The organism is Nitrospira sp. (assembly GCA_030692565.1).
Taxonomy (GTDB): Bacteria; Nitrospirota; Nitrospiria; order Nitrospirales; family Nitrospiraceae; genus Nitrospira_D.
The window spans coordinates 380,646-402,469 of the sequence record JAUYAO010000058.1 but is presented as its reverse complement, the minus strand read 5'-3'; the positions used below and the strand labels follow the sequence as shown (position 1 = coordinate 402,469).

General features: G+C 57.2%; 27 protein-coding genes and 1 tRNA gene. 11 read left to right on the top strand and 17 right to left on the bottom strand.

The window, feature by feature from the left end; genetic code table 11:
* Nucleotides 1-7: 7 nt before the first annotated feature.
* The 14 genes from Q8N04_18705 to Q8N04_18640 all read right to left on the bottom strand — a co-directional run bounded on the left by Q8N04_18705 (nt 8) and on the right by Q8N04_18640 (nt 9,730).
* Nucleotides 8-961, bottom strand: coding sequence for a DUF523 and DUF1722 domain-containing protein (locus Q8N04_18705; protein ID MDP3092711.1), 954 nt, complete (start codon nt 959-961; stop codon nt 8-10).
* A complete protein-coding gene (locus Q8N04_18700; protein ID MDP3092710.1) occupies nt 958-2,403 on the bottom strand; it encodes a deoxyribodipyrimidine photo-lyase in 1,446 nt (481 codons plus the stop codon). The genes Q8N04_18705 and Q8N04_18700 overlap by 4 nt, the downstream gene beginning before the upstream one ends.
* Nucleotides 2,403-2,825 carry a hypothetical protein gene (locus tag Q8N04_18695; GenBank protein ID MDP3092709.1) on the bottom strand — a complete coding sequence of 141 codons (423 nt, stop codon included), beginning with the start codon at nt 2,823-2,825 and terminating at the stop codon, nt 2,403-2,405. The genes Q8N04_18700 and Q8N04_18695 overlap by 1 nt, the downstream gene beginning before the upstream one ends.
* Before the next feature lie 9 nt (nt 2,826-2,834).
* Nucleotides 2,835-3,368 carry a hypothetical protein gene (locus Q8N04_18690; protein MDP3092708.1) on the bottom strand — a complete coding sequence of 178 codons (534 nt, stop codon included), beginning with the start codon at nt 3,366-3,368 and terminating at the stop codon, nt 2,835-2,837.
* Nucleotides 3,369-3,377: 9 nt separating this feature from the next.
* Nucleotides 3,378-3,824, bottom strand: a complete 447-nt coding sequence (locus tag Q8N04_18685; protein MDP3092707.1) for a PDZ domain-containing protein — start codon at nt 3,822-3,824, stop codon at nt 3,378-3,380.
* A 34-nt stretch (nt 3,825-3,858) separates the two neighbouring features.
* The gene (locus Q8N04_18680) at nt 3,859-4,323 is read right to left on the bottom strand and encodes a DUF4149 domain-containing protein (GenBank protein MDP3092706.1); all 465 of its coding nucleotides are present in this window, start codon (nt 4,321-4,323) and stop codon (nt 3,859-3,861) included.
* Nucleotides 4,324-4,336: 13 nt separating this feature from the next.
* Nucleotides 4,337-5,275, bottom strand: a complete 939-nt coding sequence (locus tag Q8N04_18675; GenBank protein ID MDP3092705.1) for a TIGR01777 family oxidoreductase — start codon at nt 5,273-5,275, stop codon at nt 4,337-4,339.
* 26 nt (nt 5,276-5,301) lie between these two features.
* Nucleotides 5,302-5,628 carry a hypothetical protein gene (locus Q8N04_18670; protein ID MDP3092704.1) on the bottom strand — a complete coding sequence of 109 codons (327 nt, stop codon included), beginning with the start codon at nt 5,626-5,628 and terminating at the stop codon, nt 5,302-5,304.
* A gap of 42 nt (nt 5,629-5,670) precedes the next feature.
* Nucleotides 5,671-5,802 (bottom strand): hypothetical protein, encoded by a 132-nt coding sequence (locus tag Q8N04_18665; protein MDP3092703.1) that lies wholly within the window; start codon nt 5,800-5,802, stop codon nt 5,671-5,673.
* A 222-nt stretch (nt 5,803-6,024) separates the two neighbouring features.
* Nucleotides 6,025-6,870, bottom strand: a complete 846-nt coding sequence (locus Q8N04_18660) for an SUMF1/EgtB/PvdO family nonheme iron enzyme (GenBank protein MDP3092702.1) — start codon at nt 6,868-6,870, stop codon at nt 6,025-6,027.
* On the bottom strand, nt 6,867-7,235 hold the full coding sequence (locus Q8N04_18655; GenBank protein ID MDP3092701.1) for a hypothetical protein: 369 nt from the start codon (nt 7,233-7,235) through the stop codon (nt 6,867-6,869). Before Q8N04_18655 ends, Q8N04_18660 begins: the two co-directional genes overlap by 4 nt.
* Before the next feature lie 51 nt (nt 7,236-7,286).
* Nucleotides 7,287-8,342 carry an SUMF1/EgtB/PvdO family nonheme iron enzyme gene (locus tag Q8N04_18650; protein MDP3092700.1) on the bottom strand — a complete coding sequence of 352 codons (1,056 nt, stop codon included), beginning with the start codon at nt 8,340-8,342 and terminating at the stop codon, nt 7,287-7,289.
* A gap of 65 nt (nt 8,343-8,407) precedes the next feature.
* Entirely contained in the window at nt 8,408-9,376 is a 969-nt protein-coding gene (locus tag Q8N04_18645) for an SUMF1/EgtB/PvdO family nonheme iron enzyme (protein MDP3092699.1), read from the bottom strand.
* Nucleotides 9,377-9,430: 54 nt separating this feature from the next.
* The gene (locus tag Q8N04_18640; protein ID MDP3092698.1) at nt 9,431-9,730 is read right to left on the bottom strand and encodes a hypothetical protein; all 300 of its coding nucleotides are present in this window, start codon (nt 9,728-9,730) and stop codon (nt 9,431-9,433) included.
* A 137-nt stretch (nt 9,731-9,867) separates the two neighbouring features.
* On the opposite strand from Q8N04_18640, the gene Q8N04_18635 reads away from it, so the two are divergent.
* The gene (locus tag Q8N04_18635) at nt 9,868-10,791 is read left to right on the top strand and encodes a MerR family transcriptional regulator (protein MDP3092697.1); all 924 of its coding nucleotides are present in this window, start codon (nt 9,868-9,870) and stop codon (nt 10,789-10,791) included.
* Between the two features lie 122 nt (nt 10,792-10,913).
* Here the strand turns inward: Q8N04_18635 and Q8N04_18630 are convergent.
* Nucleotides 10,914-10,999, bottom strand: a tRNA-Leu gene (locus Q8N04_18630).
* Nucleotides 11,000-11,066: 67 nt separating this feature from the next.
* Nucleotides 11,067-12,527, bottom strand: coding sequence for an AAA domain-containing protein (locus tag Q8N04_18625; protein MDP3092696.1), 1,461 nt, complete (start codon nt 12,525-12,527; stop codon nt 11,067-11,069).
* Nucleotides 12,528-12,685: 158 nt separating this feature from the next.
* Here Q8N04_18625 and rplI point away from each other — a divergent pair, with 158 nt between their 5' ends.
* From rplI to Q8N04_18590, 7 genes are all read left to right on the top strand, one after another.
* Nucleotides 12,686-13,156: a 50S ribosomal protein L9 gene (rplI, locus tag Q8N04_18620; protein MDP3092695.1), complete on the top strand. Its 471-nt coding sequence runs from the start codon at nt 12,686-12,688 to the stop codon at nt 13,154-13,156.
* A gap of 23 nt (nt 13,157-13,179) precedes the next feature.
* Entirely contained in the window at nt 13,180-14,442 is a 1,263-nt protein-coding gene (gene glyA, locus Q8N04_18615) for a serine hydroxymethyltransferase (protein MDP3092694.1), read from the top strand.
* 30 nt (nt 14,443-14,472) lie between these two features.
* A complete protein-coding gene (gene nrdR, locus Q8N04_18610; GenBank protein MDP3092693.1) occupies nt 14,473-14,937 on the top strand; it encodes a transcriptional regulator NrdR in 465 nt (154 codons plus the stop codon).
* Nucleotides 14,938-15,048: 111 nt separating this feature from the next.
* The gene (locus tag Q8N04_18605) at nt 15,049-16,158 is read left to right on the top strand and encodes a sensor histidine kinase (protein ID MDP3092692.1); all 1,110 of its coding nucleotides are present in this window, start codon (nt 15,049-15,051) and stop codon (nt 16,156-16,158) included.
* Nucleotides 16,145-16,816 carry a response regulator transcription factor gene (locus Q8N04_18600; GenBank protein MDP3092691.1) on the top strand — a complete coding sequence of 224 codons (672 nt, stop codon included), beginning with the start codon at nt 16,145-16,147 and terminating at the stop codon, nt 16,814-16,816. Before Q8N04_18605 ends, Q8N04_18600 begins: the two co-directional genes overlap by 14 nt.
* Before the next feature lie 146 nt (nt 16,817-16,962).
* The gene (lpxC, locus tag Q8N04_18595) at nt 16,963-17,925 is read left to right on the top strand and encodes a UDP-3-O-acyl-N-acetylglucosamine deacetylase (GenBank protein ID MDP3092690.1); all 963 of its coding nucleotides are present in this window, start codon (nt 16,963-16,965) and stop codon (nt 17,923-17,925) included.
* A 104-nt stretch (nt 17,926-18,029) separates the two neighbouring features.
* Complete coding sequence (locus tag Q8N04_18590) at nt 18,030-18,986, top strand: IS5 family transposase (protein MDP3092689.1); 957 nt, start codon at nt 18,030-18,032, stop codon at nt 18,984-18,986.
* A 328-nt stretch (nt 18,987-19,314) separates the two neighbouring features.
* Here the strand turns inward: Q8N04_18590 and Q8N04_18585 are convergent, their stop codons facing one another.
* Complete coding sequence (locus tag Q8N04_18585) at nt 19,315-19,827, bottom strand: winged helix-turn-helix domain-containing protein (GenBank protein MDP3092688.1); 513 nt, start codon at nt 19,825-19,827, stop codon at nt 19,315-19,317.
* A gap of 314 nt (nt 19,828-20,141) precedes the next feature.
* Between Q8N04_18585 and Q8N04_18580 the strand changes: the two genes are divergently transcribed.
* From Q8N04_18580 to Q8N04_18570, 3 genes are all read left to right on the top strand, one after another.
* Entirely contained in the window at nt 20,142-20,978 is an 837-nt protein-coding gene (locus Q8N04_18580) for an inositol monophosphatase family protein (GenBank protein ID MDP3092687.1), read from the top strand.
* A gap of 214 nt (nt 20,979-21,192) precedes the next feature.
* Nucleotides 21,193-21,396: a hypothetical protein gene (locus Q8N04_18575; protein MDP3092686.1), complete on the top strand. Its 204-nt coding sequence runs from the start codon at nt 21,193-21,195 to the stop codon at nt 21,394-21,396.
* 67 nt (nt 21,397-21,463) lie between these two features.
* Nucleotides 21,464-21,796, top strand: a complete 333-nt coding sequence (locus tag Q8N04_18570) for an arsenosugar biosynthesis-associated peroxidase-like protein (protein ID MDP3092685.1) — start codon at nt 21,464-21,466, stop codon at nt 21,794-21,796.
* Nucleotides 21,797-21,824 lie beyond the last annotated feature (28 nt).

Here is a 21,824-nt window from a genome sequence, read left to right as displayed (position 1 = left end):
CTCCTCTCTACACATGATTACGCAACATGAGTTCTTTCGGATGCGGATTGAGATAGACCTGATCTCGGATATAGCCGACGTCGAAGAGATGCACGTAGTGCTTGATCAGCGTGAGCGGCACGATCAGTGGCGTCAGACCCTGATGGTAGTCACGGATCACCCCCAACAGCTCTGCTTTTTGCGAGGCCCCCAATTGCGTCTTGAAGTAGCCCAGAATGTGCTGCAGCACATTGACATGTTTGCGAACCGTCGCCTTCACGGCTAACGCCTTCATGAACAGCTCCCCATACTTGAGGGCCAGCTCTTTGGGCCGATGATCCTCCGCCTGGCCGACCAGGCGGCCGAGGAATTGATAGTGCTGTGCGCTATGGGCCAGCAGGAGATACTTGTGGATCGTGTGAAATCGCACCACCGCCTGTCTCGTGACTCCGTTCTGAAGCAGATCCTGATAGCGGCGATAGCAAAACACTCGTTCGATAAAATTCTCTCTCAACGGCGCATCACAGAGCCGCCCTTCCTCCTCGACCGGAATCAGCGGGAAGTGCTCGATGAAAGCCCGTGCAAATATCCCGACGCCGTTGTGGCTCGGCATCGCCTGTTCCGTATAGACTCGCACCCGCTCGACCCCGCAGCTCGGCGAACCTCTCTTGAAGACGTAGCCGGATAAATCAAGATTTCCGAGTTCCGCGAGGCGGCCCGTGGTCATCTTTTCCAGCGCCCGCGTATGGTCTCGGCCACTCTTGATGGTCAGAAGGCGGGGATGCGCCGGATCGCCCACCAGCCGCATCGCCTCGCGAGGAGTCCCCAGTCCCGCCTCGACTTCCGGACAGACCGGGACCCACTCCACGTAGGGGCCGAGCACATCGGTCAGAAAATTGTCGCGCTTATGCCCTCCGTCGAACCGGACTTCGTCTCCGAGGAGACAGCGGCTGATCCCGAGACGGAGCGGTCCGGTCGTCATGTCGTCACCGTGTGTTTGCCGAGATCCAAATACTCCCGGCGGGCCTGCGCATGATCCACAAGAGGCGAGGGATACTCGACGCCGATCCGGCACCCCGCCCGAACCTGCTCATCGGGCGTCATCAGATGCGGCTCATGAATCCACTTGCCCGTCACGTGCGCCAGCTCCGGGACGTACGCACGGATGTAGTGGCCGTCCGGATCGAACTTCTTGCTTTGCAGCGCCGGATTGAAAATGCGATACCCGCGCATTGCGTCCGTCCCGGTTGCCGCGCACCACTGCCAGTTTCCATTGTTCGCCGCCACATCGGCGTCCAGCAGCTGTTGCATGAAATACCGCTCGCCGCTTTGCCAGTCGAGGCGCAGATCTTTGATGAGGAACGAGGCCACGATCATCCGCACCCGATTGTGCATCCAGCCCGTCTGATGCAACTGCCGCATGCCCGCATCCACGATCGGAAACCCGGTCTTCCCCTGACACCAGGCCTGAAACAACCGGTCCCGTTCGAGCCCCGGTGCGCGGACCGGGGGAACGGCTACGTCACGGAACGGACCCTTCGCCACCCGCGGAAAAGCCGAGAGCACCTGCTGAAAGAATTCTCTCCAGACCAGTTCGTCGATCCAAATGAGTACGTCCGCCCTCGACACGCGTCCGCCTTTCGCGAGAGCAGCCAGGGCCTCATGAACGGCGGTGCGGACCGACAATGTGCCGAAACGGAAATGCGGAGAGAGACGCGAGCTTCCGTCCATACCTGGCCGGTTTCTCCCGTCACCATACGTGTGGACCGATTCCCCGAGAAACTCCTGCAGCCGTAACCGCGCCTGCCGCTCGCCCGGAATGATCCATGGGACGACCCGGTCGTACCCCAGTTCTACCGGAGACGGAAGGGGACGCGTGGCGGATGGCGATGAAACCGCGGTCGATACCTTGGACCTGGGGCTCGCCAGAGGTGCCGGTTTCGAAGCCTGCCACTTGGCCCACCAGCGAGCACGATAGGCACTATACCGTTGCAACGGGTCTCCTGTGGCGCCCCGAATCTCCTCCGCCTCAAAGACCACATGGTCTTTGAAGGTCCTGGTGCGGATGCCCAGCTCGGCAAGCGCCAGCTGCACCCGGCGGTCACGTTCGATCGCCACAGGCTCATAGTCGCGATTCCAATAGACGACGTCGGCCTTCCATTCGCGCGCGGACTGCAGGACTGCTTCCACTGGCTCGCCCAATCGCCACTGCAGCGCGAGTCCCCGGCCGGCCAGTGATGCCGACAGTTCCTGGAGGCAACCCAGCATGAAGTTGACGCAGGCGGAACCGAACTCACGGGACCGGAGCAGCGGCTCATCAAACACAAAGAGCGGCAGGACCTCATCGCACTCCTGGCAGGCCGCCGTCAGCGCCGGTTGATCATGCAGTCGGAGATCCCGCCTGAGCCAGACGATGCCGCGCATCAGAGCAGCTCCTGTGAGGCCCGTTTCGGTTTGTTGTCGGATATCGGCTCATCGACAAAGACAGAACGCCGCCAGATGAGATAGAAGGCAAACAGAAGGGTCGTTGCGATGAACCCGGAACGCACGACATGGAATCCGAACGCGAGCTGGTTCATCACCTCGCTGACGATGCCAAACCCGGCATACGCCAAACCCAATCCCCAGGCCCACGGGCGCAGCCAGAGAAACCCGTACCCGATCAACAGATGCACGGCAGGGGAGTGGAGCTTGATCAGAAACGAGGCCGGCCCCGACACACTGGCCCCGAACAGCTTGAGCGCATAGGCGGGGAATAGCACAATGACAATCAGATCCATCGTGCCGACGATCAGGAACAACCCGCCCCATACTTTGATATCCACTCCCGCCGGCTGTGCGCGCATCCTTCCCTCCTATCGCATCCAGGCGGCGGGCATTCCCTGCCACCAGGTTTTCGGATTCGCGGCCCGCCACTGCGTCTGTTCCACCCAGAGACGGTCCGACTCGGCCTTATCCAGACGATTGGCCATCGACGCACTCACGTCGGACTGTTGCCGCACGCTGGCCTGGATCATTTCCTTGGCCATGCGGGCCAGTCCTCCCGGAGGATCGACCAGGTCCTCGGTGTCGCGATAGGCCAGGTTCAGGTAGAGATGCTCGACCGCCATCCATCGCTCTTCCTGCGACAGATGTTCCAAATAGGCATCGATCGCCTGATACACATAGGTCAGGTGGATGTAATGGGCTGCCGACGGATTGTCATCGATAGCTCGCTGGCAGGCTTCGAGCGCACGACGATAATCGCCGGCTGACAAAAAGAGATTCACCTTTGTGAGAGTAGGCTGCATCGTAACAGCACTCCCTCTTCCGGATTCGGCCGACACCGGCCCGTGACCCAGGAACAACAGCAACGCAAACAGGGCCATGCACGTCCTGCGACAGACCATGATCGACTCCTATTTCGATGGACCGCCGTGCGATCCGGACGGGCCCTTCGGAAGTTTGTCACCGGCGACGCGGGTAATCGACAGTTCCCGCATGCCTCCCTCGCCCTTCACGCCCAGCTTGACCACGGTCCCGACTGTGCCGCGTATCATCTTCACCACCTGCTCATAGCTTTTGCCCGCCGTGGCCGTTCCATCCACCGCCACAATCTCGTCTCCGTGCGCCAAACCCGCCTGGTGGGCCGGGCCTTCCGGATGCACCATACCGACATAGAGCACCGCCGGATCGCCGATCCGCTCAGCCCCGACCTGCAACGAGACCCCGATGACACCGTTCGGCAGCGCTGCTTCGTCTCCATGGGCGTACGGGGAGGGCGTCGCCGAGCTTTCCGCCGCGCGCACCTCCATGCTGCACAACAGCCCCAACATCACACATCCGGCCAGATATGCTGTTCTCATGTTCATGTTGTCCCTCCTTCTAATTTGATCATCACTAACGAATCAGCTCGATCAAGGCACAGCTCGCAAGGAGCACGCTGGAATTCAAATAGACAGACCGTTGATGCACCCGCTGCCAGGAGGCCTGGAGGACCGGATCGATCGCTCCTTGCGACTCCTGCTCCTTCAGCCGATCCCGTATGGCATTACTCTGAGGCGTCAACGTCGAGCGGCAATAGGCTTCGGTCACCAGCACCAGGATCCAGAGCCCACCGGCGATAAGCAACCTTGCACTGCTCGAGTGCATCGCCACCAGTCCGTTCACCGCGATGAACCCGACAACCGCGGTCCCCATCCCCAACCCGTAATAGGCCGGAAACAACTGCCGCACGACTTTCCCGAACGGTTCCCGGTCGAGATTCTTGGCCAGGATAGGCGCCGCCACGAAGGACAAGAGCACCACTTTGCCGACCAGAATAGCCACCGCTAACGCATGGACAAACTGGATGAGGGTATCCATGATCCGTCCTCCTTCATGCCTTCGTGAGAATCGCGCGCAACGCCGGATCCAATGTTGGATACTGAAACGTATAGCCGCCCGCGAGCGCTTTGGCGGGGCTGACCCGCTGTCCGGTCGTCATCAATGTCCCCAATTCCCCCAGAGCCGCTTTGAGCGCGAACCCCGGCACCGGCAGCCAGGATGGACGATGAAGCACCTGTCCGAGCGCATCACAGAACGTCTCCATCGTCACAGCGCCGGGAGCGACGGCATTGACGGGACCGGAAACGCTCGACGTCGCAAGCACCCACTGAATCAATCCTATGTGATCGCGCCGATGAATCCACGACACCCACTGCGTACCCGGCAGGATCGGACCGCCCGCGAACAGCCGGAAAGGCAGCACCATCTTGGGCAACGCACCGCCGTCTTGTTCGAGCACCATTCCGGTCCGCACGATCCCCACGCGAGTCCCGAACGATGCCGCCGCCAACGCCGCCGCTTCCCACTCAAGGCAGAGGTCGGCCAGAAATCCCTGACCGCGCGCGGCCCCCTCTTCCAAAATGCGATTGTCGCTCGCACCGTAGCAGCCGATGCCTGACGCGCTGATTAGGGTGCGGGGTTTGAAGGGCCGGCGGGACAGGGCTTCGACCAACAGGCGCGTCGTCGACACCCGGCTGTCGGTGAGCAGGCGCTTCCGCGCAGTGGTCCAGCGGGCATCGGCAATCGGGGCGCCGGCCAGGTTGATCACGGCATCGGCCGCCTCAAGGGTCTTCTCCCAGGCTCCCCCCTCCCGACTATTCCACCCCACAACGGTTACTGCACTACCGAATACCTGATGGGCTTCTGGCGGCCTGCGTGTCAGCAGCGTGACGGCATGACCGTCCCGGCAAAGTGCCAGACACAAGGGCCGACCGATAAATCCCGTGCCGCCTGTCACCACCACGTTCATGGCCGCCTTCTCCTTATTCACAGGAACACGCCTGACAACTCAGCGGATCAATTGTGCCGGAATGCTCCCCCGCTGTCATCGCCTTCCCGGTTGCCGGAGCCATCAGATTCCCCCTGATCGACTGTCTGCGCGTACTTCCGCTGCTTCGTGCCATACAAAAGATTCGGCGCCGGGCTCTCACGATTCTGAAGAATGACGGGGTCGATGACTTCTCCGCAACTCATGCAGCGCCACGCGGTCAAGCCGATCTGCCCCGTGTCGTCCTGCAAGTCGATGTAGTGCTCCACAACCATCAACCCCCCGCAACGCGCACAGTAGTCATCGACGGAGTGTAGAGAGACTGGATGCTGGTTTGGTCTCCCATCGAATTCCATGGGACCCCTCGATTCCAATACAAGGTGCCACCCATCTGTTGCTCAGTGCCCGAAAGGCCGTCTCGTTTCGGTCTGCCGCCGAACCACAACCATCGGTCGCCACTGGGCCACTTGTCCCACATGCGTCAACACACCCACCGTCATGCCCCACACCATCATCATCGTCATCATCATGTTGTGCTCCTCATGGCTTGCGACAGGACCGCGCCATTGTCGTGAATCCGGCCCTTCTGCCGACCGAGGGGACAGGCCCCTCCGGATTGAGGGACCTGTCGACCTCAGCGAGAGACGCCGTGCGGAGTCGCGGCGCCGCTCTGAGAAGACAGAGACACCACTCTCAGAATTTCTCCATCGCTCCGCTGATCGATTCGCTCGCTCACGCAACACCTCACCCTTCTATTTCTGTTGGCCTTCACCCTCGAGCCCGCGGGCACAGCGGAAGCCTGTGCCGTGGGTTTGCAGCGCAAATCCGCCGCGACCTCTGGCTGAGGCCGTGATGTCGGCGAGCGGGCTGTGCCACGAGCCGCCGCGAATCGAGCGCACCACGCCCTTCTTGTCAGGACCTTGCGGATTCCGATCCGGCGCATGTTTGTAATAGTCCGCGTCATACCAGTCGGACACCCATTCCCGGGCATTGCCGGCCATATCCTTCACTCCGTAGGGCGAGTCGCCGTCGGGCATTGACCCCACCGGGTGCAAGGTCTTCTCCTCTTCCCATTCACGATCAAAGTTGGCACGTTTGATGGTCGCCGGCTCATTACCCCAGGGAAAGAGACGGCCGTCGGTGCCACGCGCGGCCTTTTCCCATTCCGCTTCGGTCGGCAGGCGTTTCTTGGCCCAACTGCAGTAGGCCTTGGCGTCGTACCAGGTCGTCTGCACGACGGGAAGTTGCTCGATCCCCTTCGCAGACTGGAGCGTACCGGTGCCGTACGGATTCGGAGGATTGCGATGGCCCGTGGTCGCGACGAAAGCCAGGTACCGTTCATTCGTCACTTCCACTTGATCGATGGCGAACGCATCGAGATAGACAGATCGCTGCGGCCACTCATCCGCTCGACCTTTTCCTTCCGGATTGCCCATCAAGAATTCTCCGGCTGGAATCGTCACCATGGGAACCGAGTCAAGCTCCTTGGATGCCGGGGCCGCTGCCATAGCGGGCGATTGCATAACCGCCCAAGCGACGGCAATGATTCCCACCAGGACTCTCCGGCTTGCTCCTCTTCTGCCTAGAACTGGTGTCATTTCTTCTGCTCCTTGCTCCCCTCAATGGCGTGGGTCGTATGGATTTTGACTTGGCCGACCAGGCGATCCACCTGACGCTTATCCCCCCGCTCAGCCGCTTCCTGCGCCTGAGTGACGAGGGTCCTGGCCTCGTGCAAATGCTCCTCAATTTCAGCCTGCAGTGCGGGCGACGCCACCGTGCCCCCGAGGGCTGCGCGATGGTAAATTTCCCACGCGTGATCCACGTCGTGTTCCGCTTCATGAACCGCCTTGGCGCTGTCCGGGTGCGAATGGCGGGCCGGATCAAGAGGGCCGGCCTGGACCGTTGCCGCTCCCAGTAACGCGCCGAATGAAATTCCGAGGACAATGCTTGTGTACCGCGTCATGTCTACGCCTCCGTCTCGATCCCACCGCCACGACGGACGGTGCCGATTCATTTAGGACTTCTTCATCGAGTACTCGATCAACGGGCTGAGTTCCAACAATTCGACATTCTTCGGATCAATCGCCAAGCCGCGCGCCACGGCCTGCTGAGCGTCCGAAAACCGCTCGCGCCCCATCTCGACAAGTGCGGTGATGTACGCGTCCCTGATCTGCTGCTCGATTTCCGGCGGGGCGGTCTTGGCACAGCGGAACCCCAGGCCCACGCCATAGCTGTTATTGAGCGGGTGATTCCAGAACCGGTGGGTGGCCTTGACCGTGCCCTCCGGTGCGATCCACGATCCACCGCGAATGACTCGCTTCTCTCCGACCGTCAACCGATCCACATACGTGCCTGTCCCGCCCATCCAGATAGGTTTGGCCGGACCGGTCGGATTCACCATTGTTTCGAGCCGGCCGTAATAGCGGGGGTCATACCAGTCGGCGACCCACTCAAAAACATTCCCGGCCATATTGTACACACCGTAGTAGCTCACGCTCTCCGGATAGGAATCCACCGGCATCGTGGCATCGTGATTCTTGCCGTAGTTCGCTTTCGCCGGATCGAATTCATTCCCCCAGGGATACAGATTGGCTTTGGGTCCGCGAGCGGCTTTTTCCCATTCCGCCTCGGTCGGAAGACGTTTTCCACGATATTCACAGAACGCCTTGGCATCCTCCCAATTCACTCCTGCGACCGGCTGCTCGGGTTTGTTTAAGCGGGGATCGTCCCAGTAGGCCGGTGCCGGATGGCCTTTCGCCCGCATGAAGTCGCCAAACTGCTTATTGGACACCTCATACTTGTCGATCAGATACGAATCCAGGAACACCATGTGGGCCGGCCCCTCATCGTTCAAAGCATCGGCGGACCAGGGCCGGTTCATTCGTCGCTCATAGGCAGTGGACTTCTTGGACGCAGGCACTTCTTTATCAATGCCCATGACAGATGGCCCGTGCGCGACGTACACCATATCCTGGGGAATCAACGACTCTCCCGCCGCACTTCCGCCGATGGGCATCAACGCCCCCGTGAGAAACAGTGCTACCGTCATGGTGCTGGAAAGATTCATCATTAACCTCCCGCGTGACGCTCGGTGCCAGGGGGGCGGCAACGCCGCCCCCCTATCAGTCGATGTGGTTACTTCTTCTTCATGCCCATGCTCTTCTTGATCAGATCACGGCTAGCCAGGTACTCCTTGTTGCCCGGTTCTGAAGCCAGCGCCTTCTCGATGGAGGCCATCGCATCGGCATTCTTCTCCGCGCCCATCGCGACTAACGCTTGAATGAAAGCATCGCGACCGGCCTGCACGGCTTCGTCGGAAACCGTCTGAGCCGACTTGGCGCAACGAAATCCAAGCCCCACGCCATAGGAATTGTTCTCCGGTTGATTCCAGAATCGGTGGCTCGTATGCAGAGACGTTTCGGGAGCAAGCCAGGAACCGCCGCGCAGCACTCTGACCGCACCCTGGTTAGCGAAGTTGTAGCCTTTGTCCGGCCCTTTGGGATTCAGTGCCTGGCTGTCCTTATAGGACTTCGGGTCATACCAGTCATTCACCCACTCGAATACATTGCCGGCCATGTTGTAGACCCCGAATCCGCTCACGCCTTCCGGGTAGGAATCGACCGGCATCGTGCGACCCACATTCTGTCCATAGTTGGCTTTCTTCGGATCGAGCTTGTGGCCCCAGGGATAATGGTTATCGCCTGTCGGCCCCTTGGCAGCCCGCTCCCATTCGGCTTCGGTCGGCAGACGCTTCCCGTCCCACTTGCAGAACGCCTCCGCGTCGGTCCAGCTTACGCCGACGACCGGCTGATTAGCTTTGCTGAGCCGGGGATCGTCCCAGTAAGCCGGTGCTGGATGGCCGGTCCCTTTCATAAAATCCTTGTACCGCGCATTCGATGCTTCGTACTTGTCGATGAGGTAGGCATCGAGGACGACTTGATGCGCCGCTTCATCGGAATGTTCATGACTCCCCATGGTGAACTCGCCTCTCGGGATCGACACCATATCCTTGTCGCCGGTAGGCGATTCCGCCGCCGCCATGGATATGGTCCCCGCCACTAATGCCACTCCCAATCCGACCTGAAGAACCGTTTGACTCCGCATGAGAAACCTCCTTGGTTTGGAAACACCAGCAACGCCCCTGGTTCGCACAACCAGCTAGTATTGACCTTTCGTCTCGTAGTGGTTTGCAACCGGCCTCGCGACACATCGAACCGTCATGGCGTCCTGCCGAAGGTGACGATTGCGCTCAATGACCGGATCGACAACTTCGCCGCATTGCACGCAACGCTTCGCGGCAAACTCCAGTTCACCGGTGCTGTTCAATAGATCCATGCAGAAGTCACTCACCATGAGCCCGCCACATCTGCTGCACGTTGATCCATACTTGGCCGCAGAGAACACTTCTCGCGTTTCCAGCCGATCCGCTCTAACTCCCGCTACTGTCGCTGTTGCCATGGTCATCTCCGTAGGTTGCTGTTCAATGTTTGTATCAACTATGTCTAATGTATAAACCATATTGTCCAATGTGTCAAGTGTTTTAACGTTAAATATTTGACAAACATTGGACGATATAGTACAATTCCTCCATAAAAATGAATGTCCATAGAATTCATAGGGTTGCGAAACTGACAGGCCTCTCGAAGGATGTCATTCGCGTCTGGGAGAGGCGCTACGGGCTTGTCAAACCTTCACGGAGCTCCAATCGCTATCGGGAATACAGCGACGAGGAGGTGGCGCTACTCCGCTTTGTGAAGGCTCAGATGGAGCAGGGCGCAACGATCGGCGGACTGGCAACGGAGGGACACGATGCGCTTGTCGCACGCATGCGTCTCGCGAAACCGATTTCTCCCGAGGAGCAGAAACCTCACGACCGACTGTTGGATGATTTGATTGGATCGCTTGACCCGCTCGATAAGGCGGCATTTGAGCGCAAACTCAACGGGGCGGTGGCGGTCATTCCATTTGAAGAAGCGCTTCAGCGCATTCTACTCCCGCTCCAGCAACGCATCGGCGAACTGTGGCACGCAGGTCACGTCAATATCGCCGTCGAACATTATGTGACGAAACTGGTTCAGCAGAAATTATTTTCGGTCATGAATCAACTGCCCGTGAACGAATTCGGCCCGCGCATCCTCATCGCCTGCCCTGAAGGCGAAACACATGAGATCGGCGCCCAAGCCGTGGCCTATATCGCAGCGACCAGAGGCTGCCACGTTTATTACCTCGGTCCCAATCTCCCTACTTCTGAACTCATAGATTTCTGTGAGCGGATCACACCCGATCTCGTGCTTCTCTCCCTTACCGAGGCACGATCTAACGGCGCGGCAATGCAGCAACTCAAAGATCTTGAGCGGCTCGCCAGCCGCTGGCCGGTGGCCGTCGGAGGCCAGGGGGCCCGCGCCATCGAGCATCTCCTTCGCAAAACCGAAATTGAATTGCTCGACGATCTCACCGCGCTACACAGCCGCCTGATGAGGCTCGTCTCAAATCGTATGCTCGCCGACCGCTCCAACTAGCGAATTCCCTTAGATACATCGTGCGTGCTCTTCATCCCACAAATAGCGTGGACGACGAAAAACACTACGCGCGCGGGAAAAAGAAATGATGTGGATGGCTAGAACTCTCAACCAACGAGGAGTGGTGCCGAAGGCGGGAGTTGAACCCGCATGACCTTGCGGTCGCTGGTACCTGAAACCAGTGTGTCTGCCATTCCACCACTTCGGCAAGAAGGGTCGAGGGGGGGATTATCCTGAATTCACGCTACCGGCGTCAAGCAACTATGTGCGCAGCCTTAAACGACCGCCGGGGATTCGATCCCGGGGATTGCCCAGCCTTCTCCTGCGGCAAGATCGCGAGGATCCCCACTTAGCACAATGCGCTCACGCACCAACCCCGCCGCCGCCAGCAACATCGTGGAATCGATTTGCGGCGCGTCCTCGACGATGAGCACATCGAACCGCACGCGCGCAAACAGCGGATCACTGGCAATCCGCGCCGGCGTGGAGATCACCAGGCGACGATTCTGGATAAAGGCTTGTCGGTTGGTATTTTCTTCTGCCGCCAATAGTTCGCGAATTTTCTTCGTCCCGCCCAATTTCGTGATGGCCTCTTTGAGGTCATCAAATTCCGGTCGCAAATCTTTCGGAACGGCCGCTTCAGGAACCAATTCGTCGATACGGACCTTGGCGATCTCCAGCTCCTTGGTCAGTTCACCGATCTGCTGCTCGTAGAGCACCCGATATTGCTGGAGCGATTCGACGTTCTTTCCAACGGTCTGCATGCCGATCCGGCGCCAGAGGGGGAGATTTTCGTATTCCGTCAGAATTGCCGTGACATCCTTGATCTTCCCCTGAAACTCGCTCAACTGGGTCAACAGTCGCCACTCCAGCAAACGGACTTCATCCAGATCCTTCTGTTTCTGCCCTTTGTAGGCCAGCAGGGGAGTCAGTTCGCGAAACCGGTCATACTTTCGCCGAAGCGAGGCTTTATCTGCCCTGGACTTGGCATAAAACTGATGCATCTGCGCCTCAAACCCGAGTTCATGGATGGAAATTCCGCTCGTTTGAGAGACGATGCTCATCTCGTAACGACTGATCCACGTCTTGTAGGTCAATCCGCTGGCTTTCATGGCTTTCGCGATCGTCCCGACCATCTCATCAGACGAGCGATGATCCGGACCGATGAGTAAAATCCGTTTGTTCGCGCGAATCAGCTCAAGCACGAGCGTGGCGATCTTCTGACGACGCAAGGCCTGATCTTCGAGCCATACCGTGGTCAAGATCGCCGAAGAACCGAGGGCGGCTTGGCTTGGATCACCTGACGACACCAAGAGCGGCACCAGGCGCTCCGACGGGCCGAGATTGTACGCATCCGCCTGGCTGATCATGTCTCGCAGCCGCGTCGCGATGGTACCAAGATGCCCGGCGCGGTCCGGAATGAGCGTCGCGGAAGGAACTGAGGTTCCAATGGCATCCACCGCTTGCACCAGCACCACATTACCCTGACAACTCAGCACCACCCCCTCAGTGGCTTCAATTTCGTCTCCAGGAACAATGGACAGGGGAAGATCGATTGGCAGGAGACATCCGGCCGCGAGGGTGAATTCATACACGTGGAGGCCTCCCACTGTATGAACCAGCCGTCCCCTGGTCACCACAATAGGAATATCCAGTCCGGCGTCGTTCGCTTGCAGGACTTCTTGATCCAGGCTTGCGGCGCACATTTCCAAACAGGCTCTGGCTGTTAACTGCATCTCGCTCCTCTCACCCTCTTCGACCGGTGGGCCATGATATAGGGGCCCCTCGGCACCTGTCCAGGCCGCCAACACAACCCGAAAAAGGATTAGAGAATTGACTTTTCAACCTGATCCCCCGTATCCTCACTTCCTTTCCAACAGAAGGAGTTAGGGCTATGAAAGTCATTTTACAAGAAACGATGGATGGGGTCGGCCATCTCGGCGATCTGCTCGATGTTCGGGACGGATTTGCCCGAAACTTCCTGTTGCCTCGCAAAAAAGCGGTTTTGGCCAACAGCCGCAGTATCAAGGCATTCGAGCACGTGAAGCGTGTCGCAGCGGAGAAGGCGAAAAAAGAGAAGCTCGAAATTGAAGTGCATGCCAAGAATGTTTCTGCTGTCACCCTCACCATTGAGGCACAGGTCGGAAAAGACGACAAGATGTTCGGGTCTGTGACATCCAAAGACTTAGCCGAAGCCTTGGCGGCACAAGGGTTTACTATTGATCGGCGCAAGATCCAGCTGGCCCAGCCTATTAAGGAACTGGGTACCGTCACGGTCCCGATCAAGATGCCACGAGAAGTAACCGCCACCGTGACCGTCCGTGTGGTCAAGAAGCAAGAACAGGAAGCCGCTGCTGAAGCATAACGGGGATACACCGTGGAGGGGTGATGCGCGACGCGATCGGGTCACTAGACGCTCTCAAATCAACTGATCTGGATGTCTACGCCGCAATTGAAGCGGAAGAGACCCGTCAACGTGACAAACTCTTGTTGATCGCGTCTGAGAACTTTGCCAGCCCCGCTGTCTTGGCTGCCCAAGGTAGCTTGATGACCAATAAGTACGCTGAGGGTTATCCCGGCAAGCGCTACTACGGCGGATGCGAGCATGTCGACACCGTCGAAGCACTGGCGATTCAGCGTGCCAAAGAGCTCTTCGGTGCAGACCATGTCAACGTTCAGCCACACTCCGGTTCGTCCGCAAACATGGCGGCTTATCTCTCCGTCCTCAAGCCTGGCGACACTATTCTCGGAATGGACCTCGCCCATGGCGGCCACCTGACTCACGGCAGTAAAGTAAGTTTCTCGGGGATGATCTTCAAGGCCTTCGCGTACGGAGTGGATCGACAGACTGAGACGATCGACTACGATGCCGTGCAAAAACTGGCGGAAGAATGCCGCCCACGAATGCTCGTCGTCGGTGCGAGTGCGTATGCGCGCGTTCTCGACTTTCCCCGTTTCCAACAGATCGCCAAATCAGTCGGTGCCTATCTTATGGTGGATATCGCCCATATCGCCGGACTGATCGCCGCGGGGCTCCATCCCAGCCCGGTCCCCTTCGCCGACTTCGTCACGACGACCACCCACAAGACTCTCCGTGGTCCCCGTGCCGGCATCGTAATGTGCAAAGCCGAGCACGCCAAGGCCGTCGATAAGATTATCTTCCCGGGACTTCAGGGTGGACCTTTGATGCATGTGATCGCGGCCAAAGCCGTGGCCTTCAAAGAGGCCTTGTCGCCCTCCTTTAAAAAATATCAGCAGCAGGTGGTCGCGAACGCCCGTGCCCTTGCACAGGGGCTCGTCGATCGCGGCTACAAGATTGTCTCCGGCGGAACCGACACCCATCTGTTCCTGGTAAACCTCACCAACAAGGGCATTACTGGGAAAGAGGCCGATGCCGCGTTAGACGCCGCAGGAATCATCGTCAATAAAAATGCCGTTCCTTATGACGAAAAGCCCCCGTCCGTGGCCAGTGGCATCCGGCTTGGCACGCCGATTGTCTCCACGCGCGGCATGCGAGAGGCAGACATGAAAGAAATCGTGGCCCTCATCGACCGCGTCCTACAGCACCGCCACGATGCCACCGTCCTGGAAGAGGTCCGTGCTCAAGCGAAGGCGTTGTGCAACCGCTTCCCTATTTTTCACTCCTACTAGCCCACAGGCATAAGGGCAGGGTCGCCACCAGTGAAATGTCCGTTCTGCGACGAGCTCGAAGACAAGGTGGTGGACTCGCGTATGGCCAAGGAAGGCGAGGTCATTCGACGGCGCCGCGAGTGTCTCGGCTGTAAACGCCGCTATACGACCTACGAGCGGGTTGAAGAAATTCTCCCGGTAGTCGTGAAGAAAGACGGGCGGCGCGAGTCGTTCGACCGCACGAAAATCTTGTCCGGCCTCAAGAAAGCCTGCGAGAAAAGACCCATCAGCACGGCCACGATCGAGGACGTCACGGATCGCATCGAGAAGCGGATCCAGGAGATGGGCGAAAGTGAAATTGAAAGTCGGATCGTCGGCGAAGAAGTCATGAAGGAGTTGCACCAACTCGACCAGGTTGCCTATGTCCGGTTCGCGTCTGTCTACCGCGAGTTCAAGGACATTGATCAGTTCATGGACGAACTCAAATCCCTGGCTCAGCAGCGTCGAGAGCGGTGACGGCAGGCTCCTCAGCCCCTCGCTCTGCTTCCTCTCCTTCGTCTCTTCCCTTCGATTTCTCAGCTCAGCAATCAACTTGTACCCCGGCAACCAACACTGGTTCATAGAACCATGACATCTACGAAACGCCGTTCCACCAAAGTCCGGAGTAAGTCGTCGAAGGTTGGCGCCACCAATGTCGCCATTATCGGCGCCGGGCGTGGGGGAACCGCGCTCATGGAGATTTTCGCGAACGATCCGCTCGTGCAAATCGTGGGAATTGCCGAGGTCAACACGCAGGCGCCCGGCGTCACTCTCGCAAAGCAACTCCAGATTCCCGTGACGCGTGACTATCGCAAACTCTTAGCGATGGAGCGGGTAGACCTTGTTATTGATGTATCCGGCGATGCTGAAGTCTGGCAATTCCTGCAGGACTTTCACCGGATGGGCGTCACCATCATCGGCGGAGCCAGCGCCAAGTTCATGTGGGAGCTCATCGGTGCGCGCATCCGTGCCACTGCAGAAATCGAGAACACGCTGAATAAGTACCAGTCTCTCTACCGGCTATATGTCAAAGAAACCGGCGCGGCGGTCACTGAAGAACGGACACGCATCGCCTGCGAAATCCACGATGGGCTCGTCCAAAGTCTTGCGGGTGTCAATTTCAAGCTCGACTTGTGCCAGCAACTTGTGCGCAAGAACCCGAAAGCAAGCCTCGCCACGATCAAGGAAAGCAAAGCCCAGCTGAAACTCGCCATCCAGGAAGCCCGACAAGTCATCTTCAATTTGCGGCCACTCCATTATGACAAAATGGAGCTGATTCCCGCGCTGACCAACTACCTCAAGTCCTACGAAACTCAGGCCCGCATCAAAGCGCAATTCACCGTGACCGGGGATGAACAAATTTTGTTTCCCCGAACGAAGATCTTCCTCTTCCGGATTATTCAGGAAGCCTTGAGCAACGTCCAGAAACATGCGAAGGCCGATCGTGTCTCGATCAAATTAGAGATCAACCTGGAGATGTTGCGGGTGACCATTTCAGACAATGGCATCGGCTTCGATATGGACGCCGTGTTGCGCGATCCGGACAAATGGGATCACTTTGGCATTCGAGGTATTATTGAGAGGGCCAAACTGGTCGGTGGCGAAGGACACATCGATTCCAAGCAGGGGAGAGGCACGACAATCACAGTCGAAGTCCCCCTCATGAATAAGGAGACTAGCGAACATGGACAAGATTAAAGTCCTCATTGCCGATGACCATCGGGTCGTTCGAGAAGGGCTGGCCGCCATTCTCAAAACCAAAGAAGATCTCCATATCGTGGGAGAAGCCCAGGATGGAATGGAAGCCGTTGAAAAAGCCAAAGCGCTGGTTCCCGATGTCATTCTTATGGACGTCAGCATGCCCCGCATGGGGGGCGTCGAAGCCACGAGACAAATCAAACGCGAGTTTCCCCACATCGGAATCGTGGCGCTGACGATGTACGAAGAACAGCAGTACATTTTCGATCTGGTTCGCGCCGGTGCCACCGGCTACCTCCTGAAAGACTCCGAATCCTCCCAAATCGTCGCGGCGATTCGCGCAATCTACCGAGGCGAATCGTTGATTCACCCGTCAGTTGCCAGCAAAATTCTCGCTGAGTTTTCCCTTATGGCGCAGAAGAAGGGCAAAAAGCCGGGGTGGGTGGAACATGACCTCACCGAACGCGAAATCACGGTTCTCCGGTTAGTGGCTGACGGAAAGACCAACAAGGAGATCGCAAACGCACTGGACCTTAGTGAAAAAACCGTGAAAAATCACGTGCGCAACATCTTCCACAAGCTACAGGTCTATGATCGAACCCAGGCGGCGATCCTTGCAATCCGGAAAGGATTGATTGAACTGGACCCACGGCCCTGAACGATCACCACAGCACCGTTCAAGTTTTATTTTTGAAAATCCACAGTTGTACCTTTTTTACAACACATTACAATTCCTCAAATCAAAACTTTATGTCCTTTTATCAATGCCTTGCGATACGCAATCCATGGCAAGCCTCTTGCTAAATGACAGACCGTCATTTGAATTTGGAGGCTCTCGTGAGGAATCAGCAAACCCTAGCCGCTCCGATTACCTGCTCTGGCATTGGGCTTCACTCAGGCCAGCCCGTAACTATTACCCTTAGACCAGCACCTGTAAATACGGGCGTCGTCTTCGTGAACCGGAATGGAAAGTCAGGAGCCTCACTCCCTGCATCTATCGAGCATTTGGTGCCAACCGAACTATGCACTGCGATCAACGGCAATGGATTTCAGGTCAAGACGATTGAGCATGTGCTGGCCGCCCTCTCAGGACTGGGAGTTGATAATGTATACATCGACGTCACGGCCGGAGAAATCCCTGTCATGGACGGCAGTGCCGCACCGTTTGTTCGCTTGATCCATTCCGTCGGCCTGACATCACAATCTCGCCGCCAGCCCTACTTGAAAATCATGGCCCCGATCGAAGTGTGCGACGGCCAAAAGCGCGTGCGCATCGAGCCGTCCTCGACGCCAAAAATTACGTATACCATTCACTACAATCATCCGATGATCAAGACGCAGATCTATACGCACGACTGTTCCGCGGATACCTTTGAGCACGATATTGCAGAAGCCCGCACATTCGGATTCTTGCACGAAGTACAGGCCCTCTGGGCACGCGGCCTCGGACAAGGCGGAAGCCTCGAGAATACCGTGGTACTCTCAGAGAACGGCATCATGAATGAATCCGGCCTTCGCTTCTCAAACGAATTCGTCCGCCACAAGGTCCTGGATCTGATTGGGGACTTTTCACTTCTTGGCATGCCTTTCATCGGCCACCTCATTGCCGAACGGTCGGGGCATGCGCTCCACACTCGTCTTGTCGAGCAAATCTTGGAACAGCCTGAAAAATGGATTCTACTCAACACAGAGTCCACTTCCGCTGAGTCCAGGAAGTCGCTTTCGATCAGCAGGTCACAACCAGCCGTAGCACTTCAGGCCTCATAACGACTCGTCTCTGCTTCAGAGTGATTTCGAACTAGGGAAGGTCTGATTTATTCCCCGTTGGTGATGTGCTATGAGGAATGCAGCACTGAACGGGAGACACGCTCATGCACCAACAGACCTTTGCAGAAGTCTCATTCGAACAGTATCGCAAGCCCACTCGCCGCGAGCAGTTTCTCAACGAGATGCATCGCGTGGTGCCGTGGGCGGAATTGGTGACGGTCATCGAGCCGGTGTATCCCAAAGCCGACGGGCCGGGGCGTCCACCGGTCGGGATCGAACGGATGCTGCGCCTCCATTGCCTGCAACAGTGGTTCAACCTGTCGGACCCAGCCGTGGAAGAGGCGCTGTACGACTCACGTGCCATGCGGCAGTTCGTGGGGATTGATCTGGGCCGCGAGCCCGTGCCCGATGAGACCACGATCTGCAAGTTTCGACATCTGTTGGAAACTCACCGGTTGGGCCAGCAACTTTTTGCACGAATCGGGGAGTATCTGACGACGCAGGGGCTGCAGGTGAGCCGAGGCACCATCGTGGACGCGACCATCATCAGTGCGCCCAGTTCGACGAAGAACCGGACAAAGGAGCGGGATCCCGAGATGCATCAGACGAAGAAGGGCAACCAGTGGTACTTTGGCCTGAAGGCGCATATTGGTGTGGATAGCCAGACCAAGCTGATTCATTCGGTCGCGGCCACGGCGGCGAATGTGCATGACAGCCAAGTGTTACCGGAGTTGCTACATGGTCAAGAGACGCGGGTGTGGGGCGACTCGGCTTATAGTGGGCAACGTGACGTGATCCGGCAACACGCCCCCAAGGCCAAGAGTTTCATCCAGGCGAAAGCGCAGCGGCATCGGCCACTGAGTGAGGAGGAGCGAACCCGGAATCGTACGAAGTCGAAGGTCCGGGCGAAGGTTGAACATGTGTTCTTAGTGATCAAGCGAATCTTCGGCTGGGCCAAAGTCCGCTACCGCGGGTTGGCGAAGAATACCCACTGGCTGCATATCAGCTGCGGGTTGGCAAATCTGTACGTCGCGCGGCGGCGGCTCGTGGCGGGAACGTAGGGAATATGTATCCGGAGGTGGGCAGTGGGCCATCGGAGGATGAGGGCGCCCCATAAAAAGGCTCCTGGACCAGCGGATGCGTACTGGATTTCCTCTGGTGACTACCTCAAAAACAGATTTCCAAGTGGAAACGTGAATTAATCAGACCTTCCCTAGATGGGGGGTGGGTTGCTCGCCTTCACGAAACTCACTCATGAGTAAACGCCGAGAGTGAGTGGCCTCACTCTCGGCGAGTCAAACTCGGCAGGCTACTTCTTCTTCTTCTTTGCTGCTGCTTTCTTCGTTGCCAAGAGTCTCACCCCCCTCCCTTTTAAAGGAATACGACAACCTACACTGCTTGAACCAACACATCCTCGAGCGCCTCAAACGTATTCGGGCCGACTTTCCTAAATCGTTTATCCCGCTTCAGTGAAGTCGCCACAGAGGTCAACGGCGTTTTCCCTTTGATCTGCAGTCCACCTTCAGCAAGCCGTTGCAGCAATTCCTTCGCATGCATGGCACGGTTGGACTCGCGCAAGATCTCATACGTCGCTTCAGGAACACTCTTTCCGACGTACTTGCTGCGACCTAAGAGAATTTCGCGCGACTGATCCGTCACGTCCATGACCGGAAGAGTCCGCACACCCTTGTTGTCATCGGTAATAATCTGACTGGAGAGACTGGCAAGCTTCGCTTTATCGGCTTCTACTCGGTAGAGCGTCTCGGCAAGTTCGAGGTACTTCTTGATCGTCGCAATCTCGTCATCGAGTCGACGTTTCTTTTTCTCAAGTTCCTGGAACCTATTCTTGTAGGCATGGATGCGCTGCTCAAGACCTACAAGAATATCTGTTAGTTCTTCCACGACACCCCCAACAGAAGCATGCTTGCTTTATAGCATTGCATACAAGAACTGTCAACTACCAACGACATACTAAAATACTATGATTATAAAGTAGCTTTCCCTACAGAAGAGAAAGCTGTGACAAGTACATGGACAAGGCTTGTCCGTCGCAGAATAGAAGCTTATCATCTCTGAGTTTATAGATGGTTACGATCTGTTTCTTCCCATGCTTTGAATTAATTGCATGTGCCAACACACCACTCTGCCAACCATTATGACTTCAGAAGCTTGAAGATGGCAGGTAGGCCTTATGAGGCCTTGTGCTATGATTCGCCATGCTTGAACCATCACCCACGAATGAACCACCTGTTACCTTGCTCTTGGAAACAGCCATTCATGCGGCAAGACAAGCAGGCAAGGTCCTCTCGCATTACGTACGAGACGGTTTCCGCGTCGAGAACAAGAGCGCTATCGACCTTGTCACAGAGGCAGATCATGCCGCTGAGCAATGCGTCATCGATGTGATCCTGGCCAGCTATCCCGATCACGCCTTCCTCGCGGAAGAGCGGGGACGCATTGGACAGAGTCAGTCACCCTACGTCTGGATTATCGATCCCCTCGACGGCACCACAAACTTTACACATGGCTTTCCTACATATTGCGTATCGATTGGCCTTGAACACAAGGAGCAGTGTGTACTTGGTGTGGTGTACGATCCCACTCGTGATGAACTCTTTAGCGCTACGCGTGGCGGCGGAGCACGGGTCAATGGTCAGCCGCTCCACGTCTCTCAAACAGCACAGTTAGACCAAGCCCTCCTGGTAACCGGCTTTGCTTACAATATTCGAGAAACTCCGAATAATAACCTCGATCACTTTGCTCGATTTGCACTTCGGGCCCAAGGACTCCGCCGCACAGGATCAGCAGCCCTTGATCTGTGCTATGTCGCGGCAGGACGATTCGACGGATTTTGGGAAGTGAAACTCAGCCCGTGGGATATGGCAGCAGGTGTAGTAATCCTTCGCGAGGCTGGAGGAAGAGTGACGGACTTTTGTGGCCAATCCCACTCCCTCTACGGACAGGAGTTGGTTGCAAGCAATGGCCACCTCCACGATTCTATGATCTCAGTGATTCGGGAATCCCAAGACAGCAGACCACCATCTCTCGGATGAACCCGCCAACTATCTCGGGGAAAGACCCCCTGCCGATGAGCCCGCCACCTCTCCAAGCCGACACGGCACCCCGTATACAGCAAGCCAATCTGTACGCTAAGATTGTGCAACATTCTTGCTGGAGTACATCACCATGGCAACATCAACACCTCCTTCAGGCCCAATGAGTAGTTCCCCGACAGGTGAAAGCCCAAACGACAAAGCGACATGGGACGTGGAACTTTTGCGCGTCCTCGTGAGCCGGAAGGGAACTCAGGTCGATGCGCAATGGGCGATTCATCCCCAATTGAAGCAGGATCTGCTTCCGGAAGAATGGAAAGAAGTGACCGACCTCATGGCCAAGGTCACTGATATCGTCGGCACTCGTTTCTCCGAAGTCCTCCTGAACGTCGAACCTGATCCTCCCGGTCATGCCTGAGCGAACCTGTTCGCCACACCGTTCTCGACGATCTCTACCGAACCTTTGAACCAACCAGGAGGCTCGTATGGACTCATATTATCATTCACACGATCTCGGCAAGTTCGGAGACATGGGCAAGGGCAACAAAGAGCTCTGGGACAAGTTCATGAGCTACTACAGTGCGGTGTTCGCGGAGGGGGCCCTCACGGAGCGGGAGAAATCCTTGATCGCCCTCGCCGTCGCGCATGCCGTGCAATGCCCCTATTGCATCGATGCCTATACGCAGGCATCGCTTGAAAAGGGATCAAATGTTGAGGAAATGACCGAAGCAGTGCACGTCGCCTGCGCGATTAGGGGAGGCGCATCGCTCGTGCATGGTGTCCAGATGCGGAACGTGGCCGACAAATTGTCGATGTAGAAGCGGACGGTTGTTACTGACGACAGGC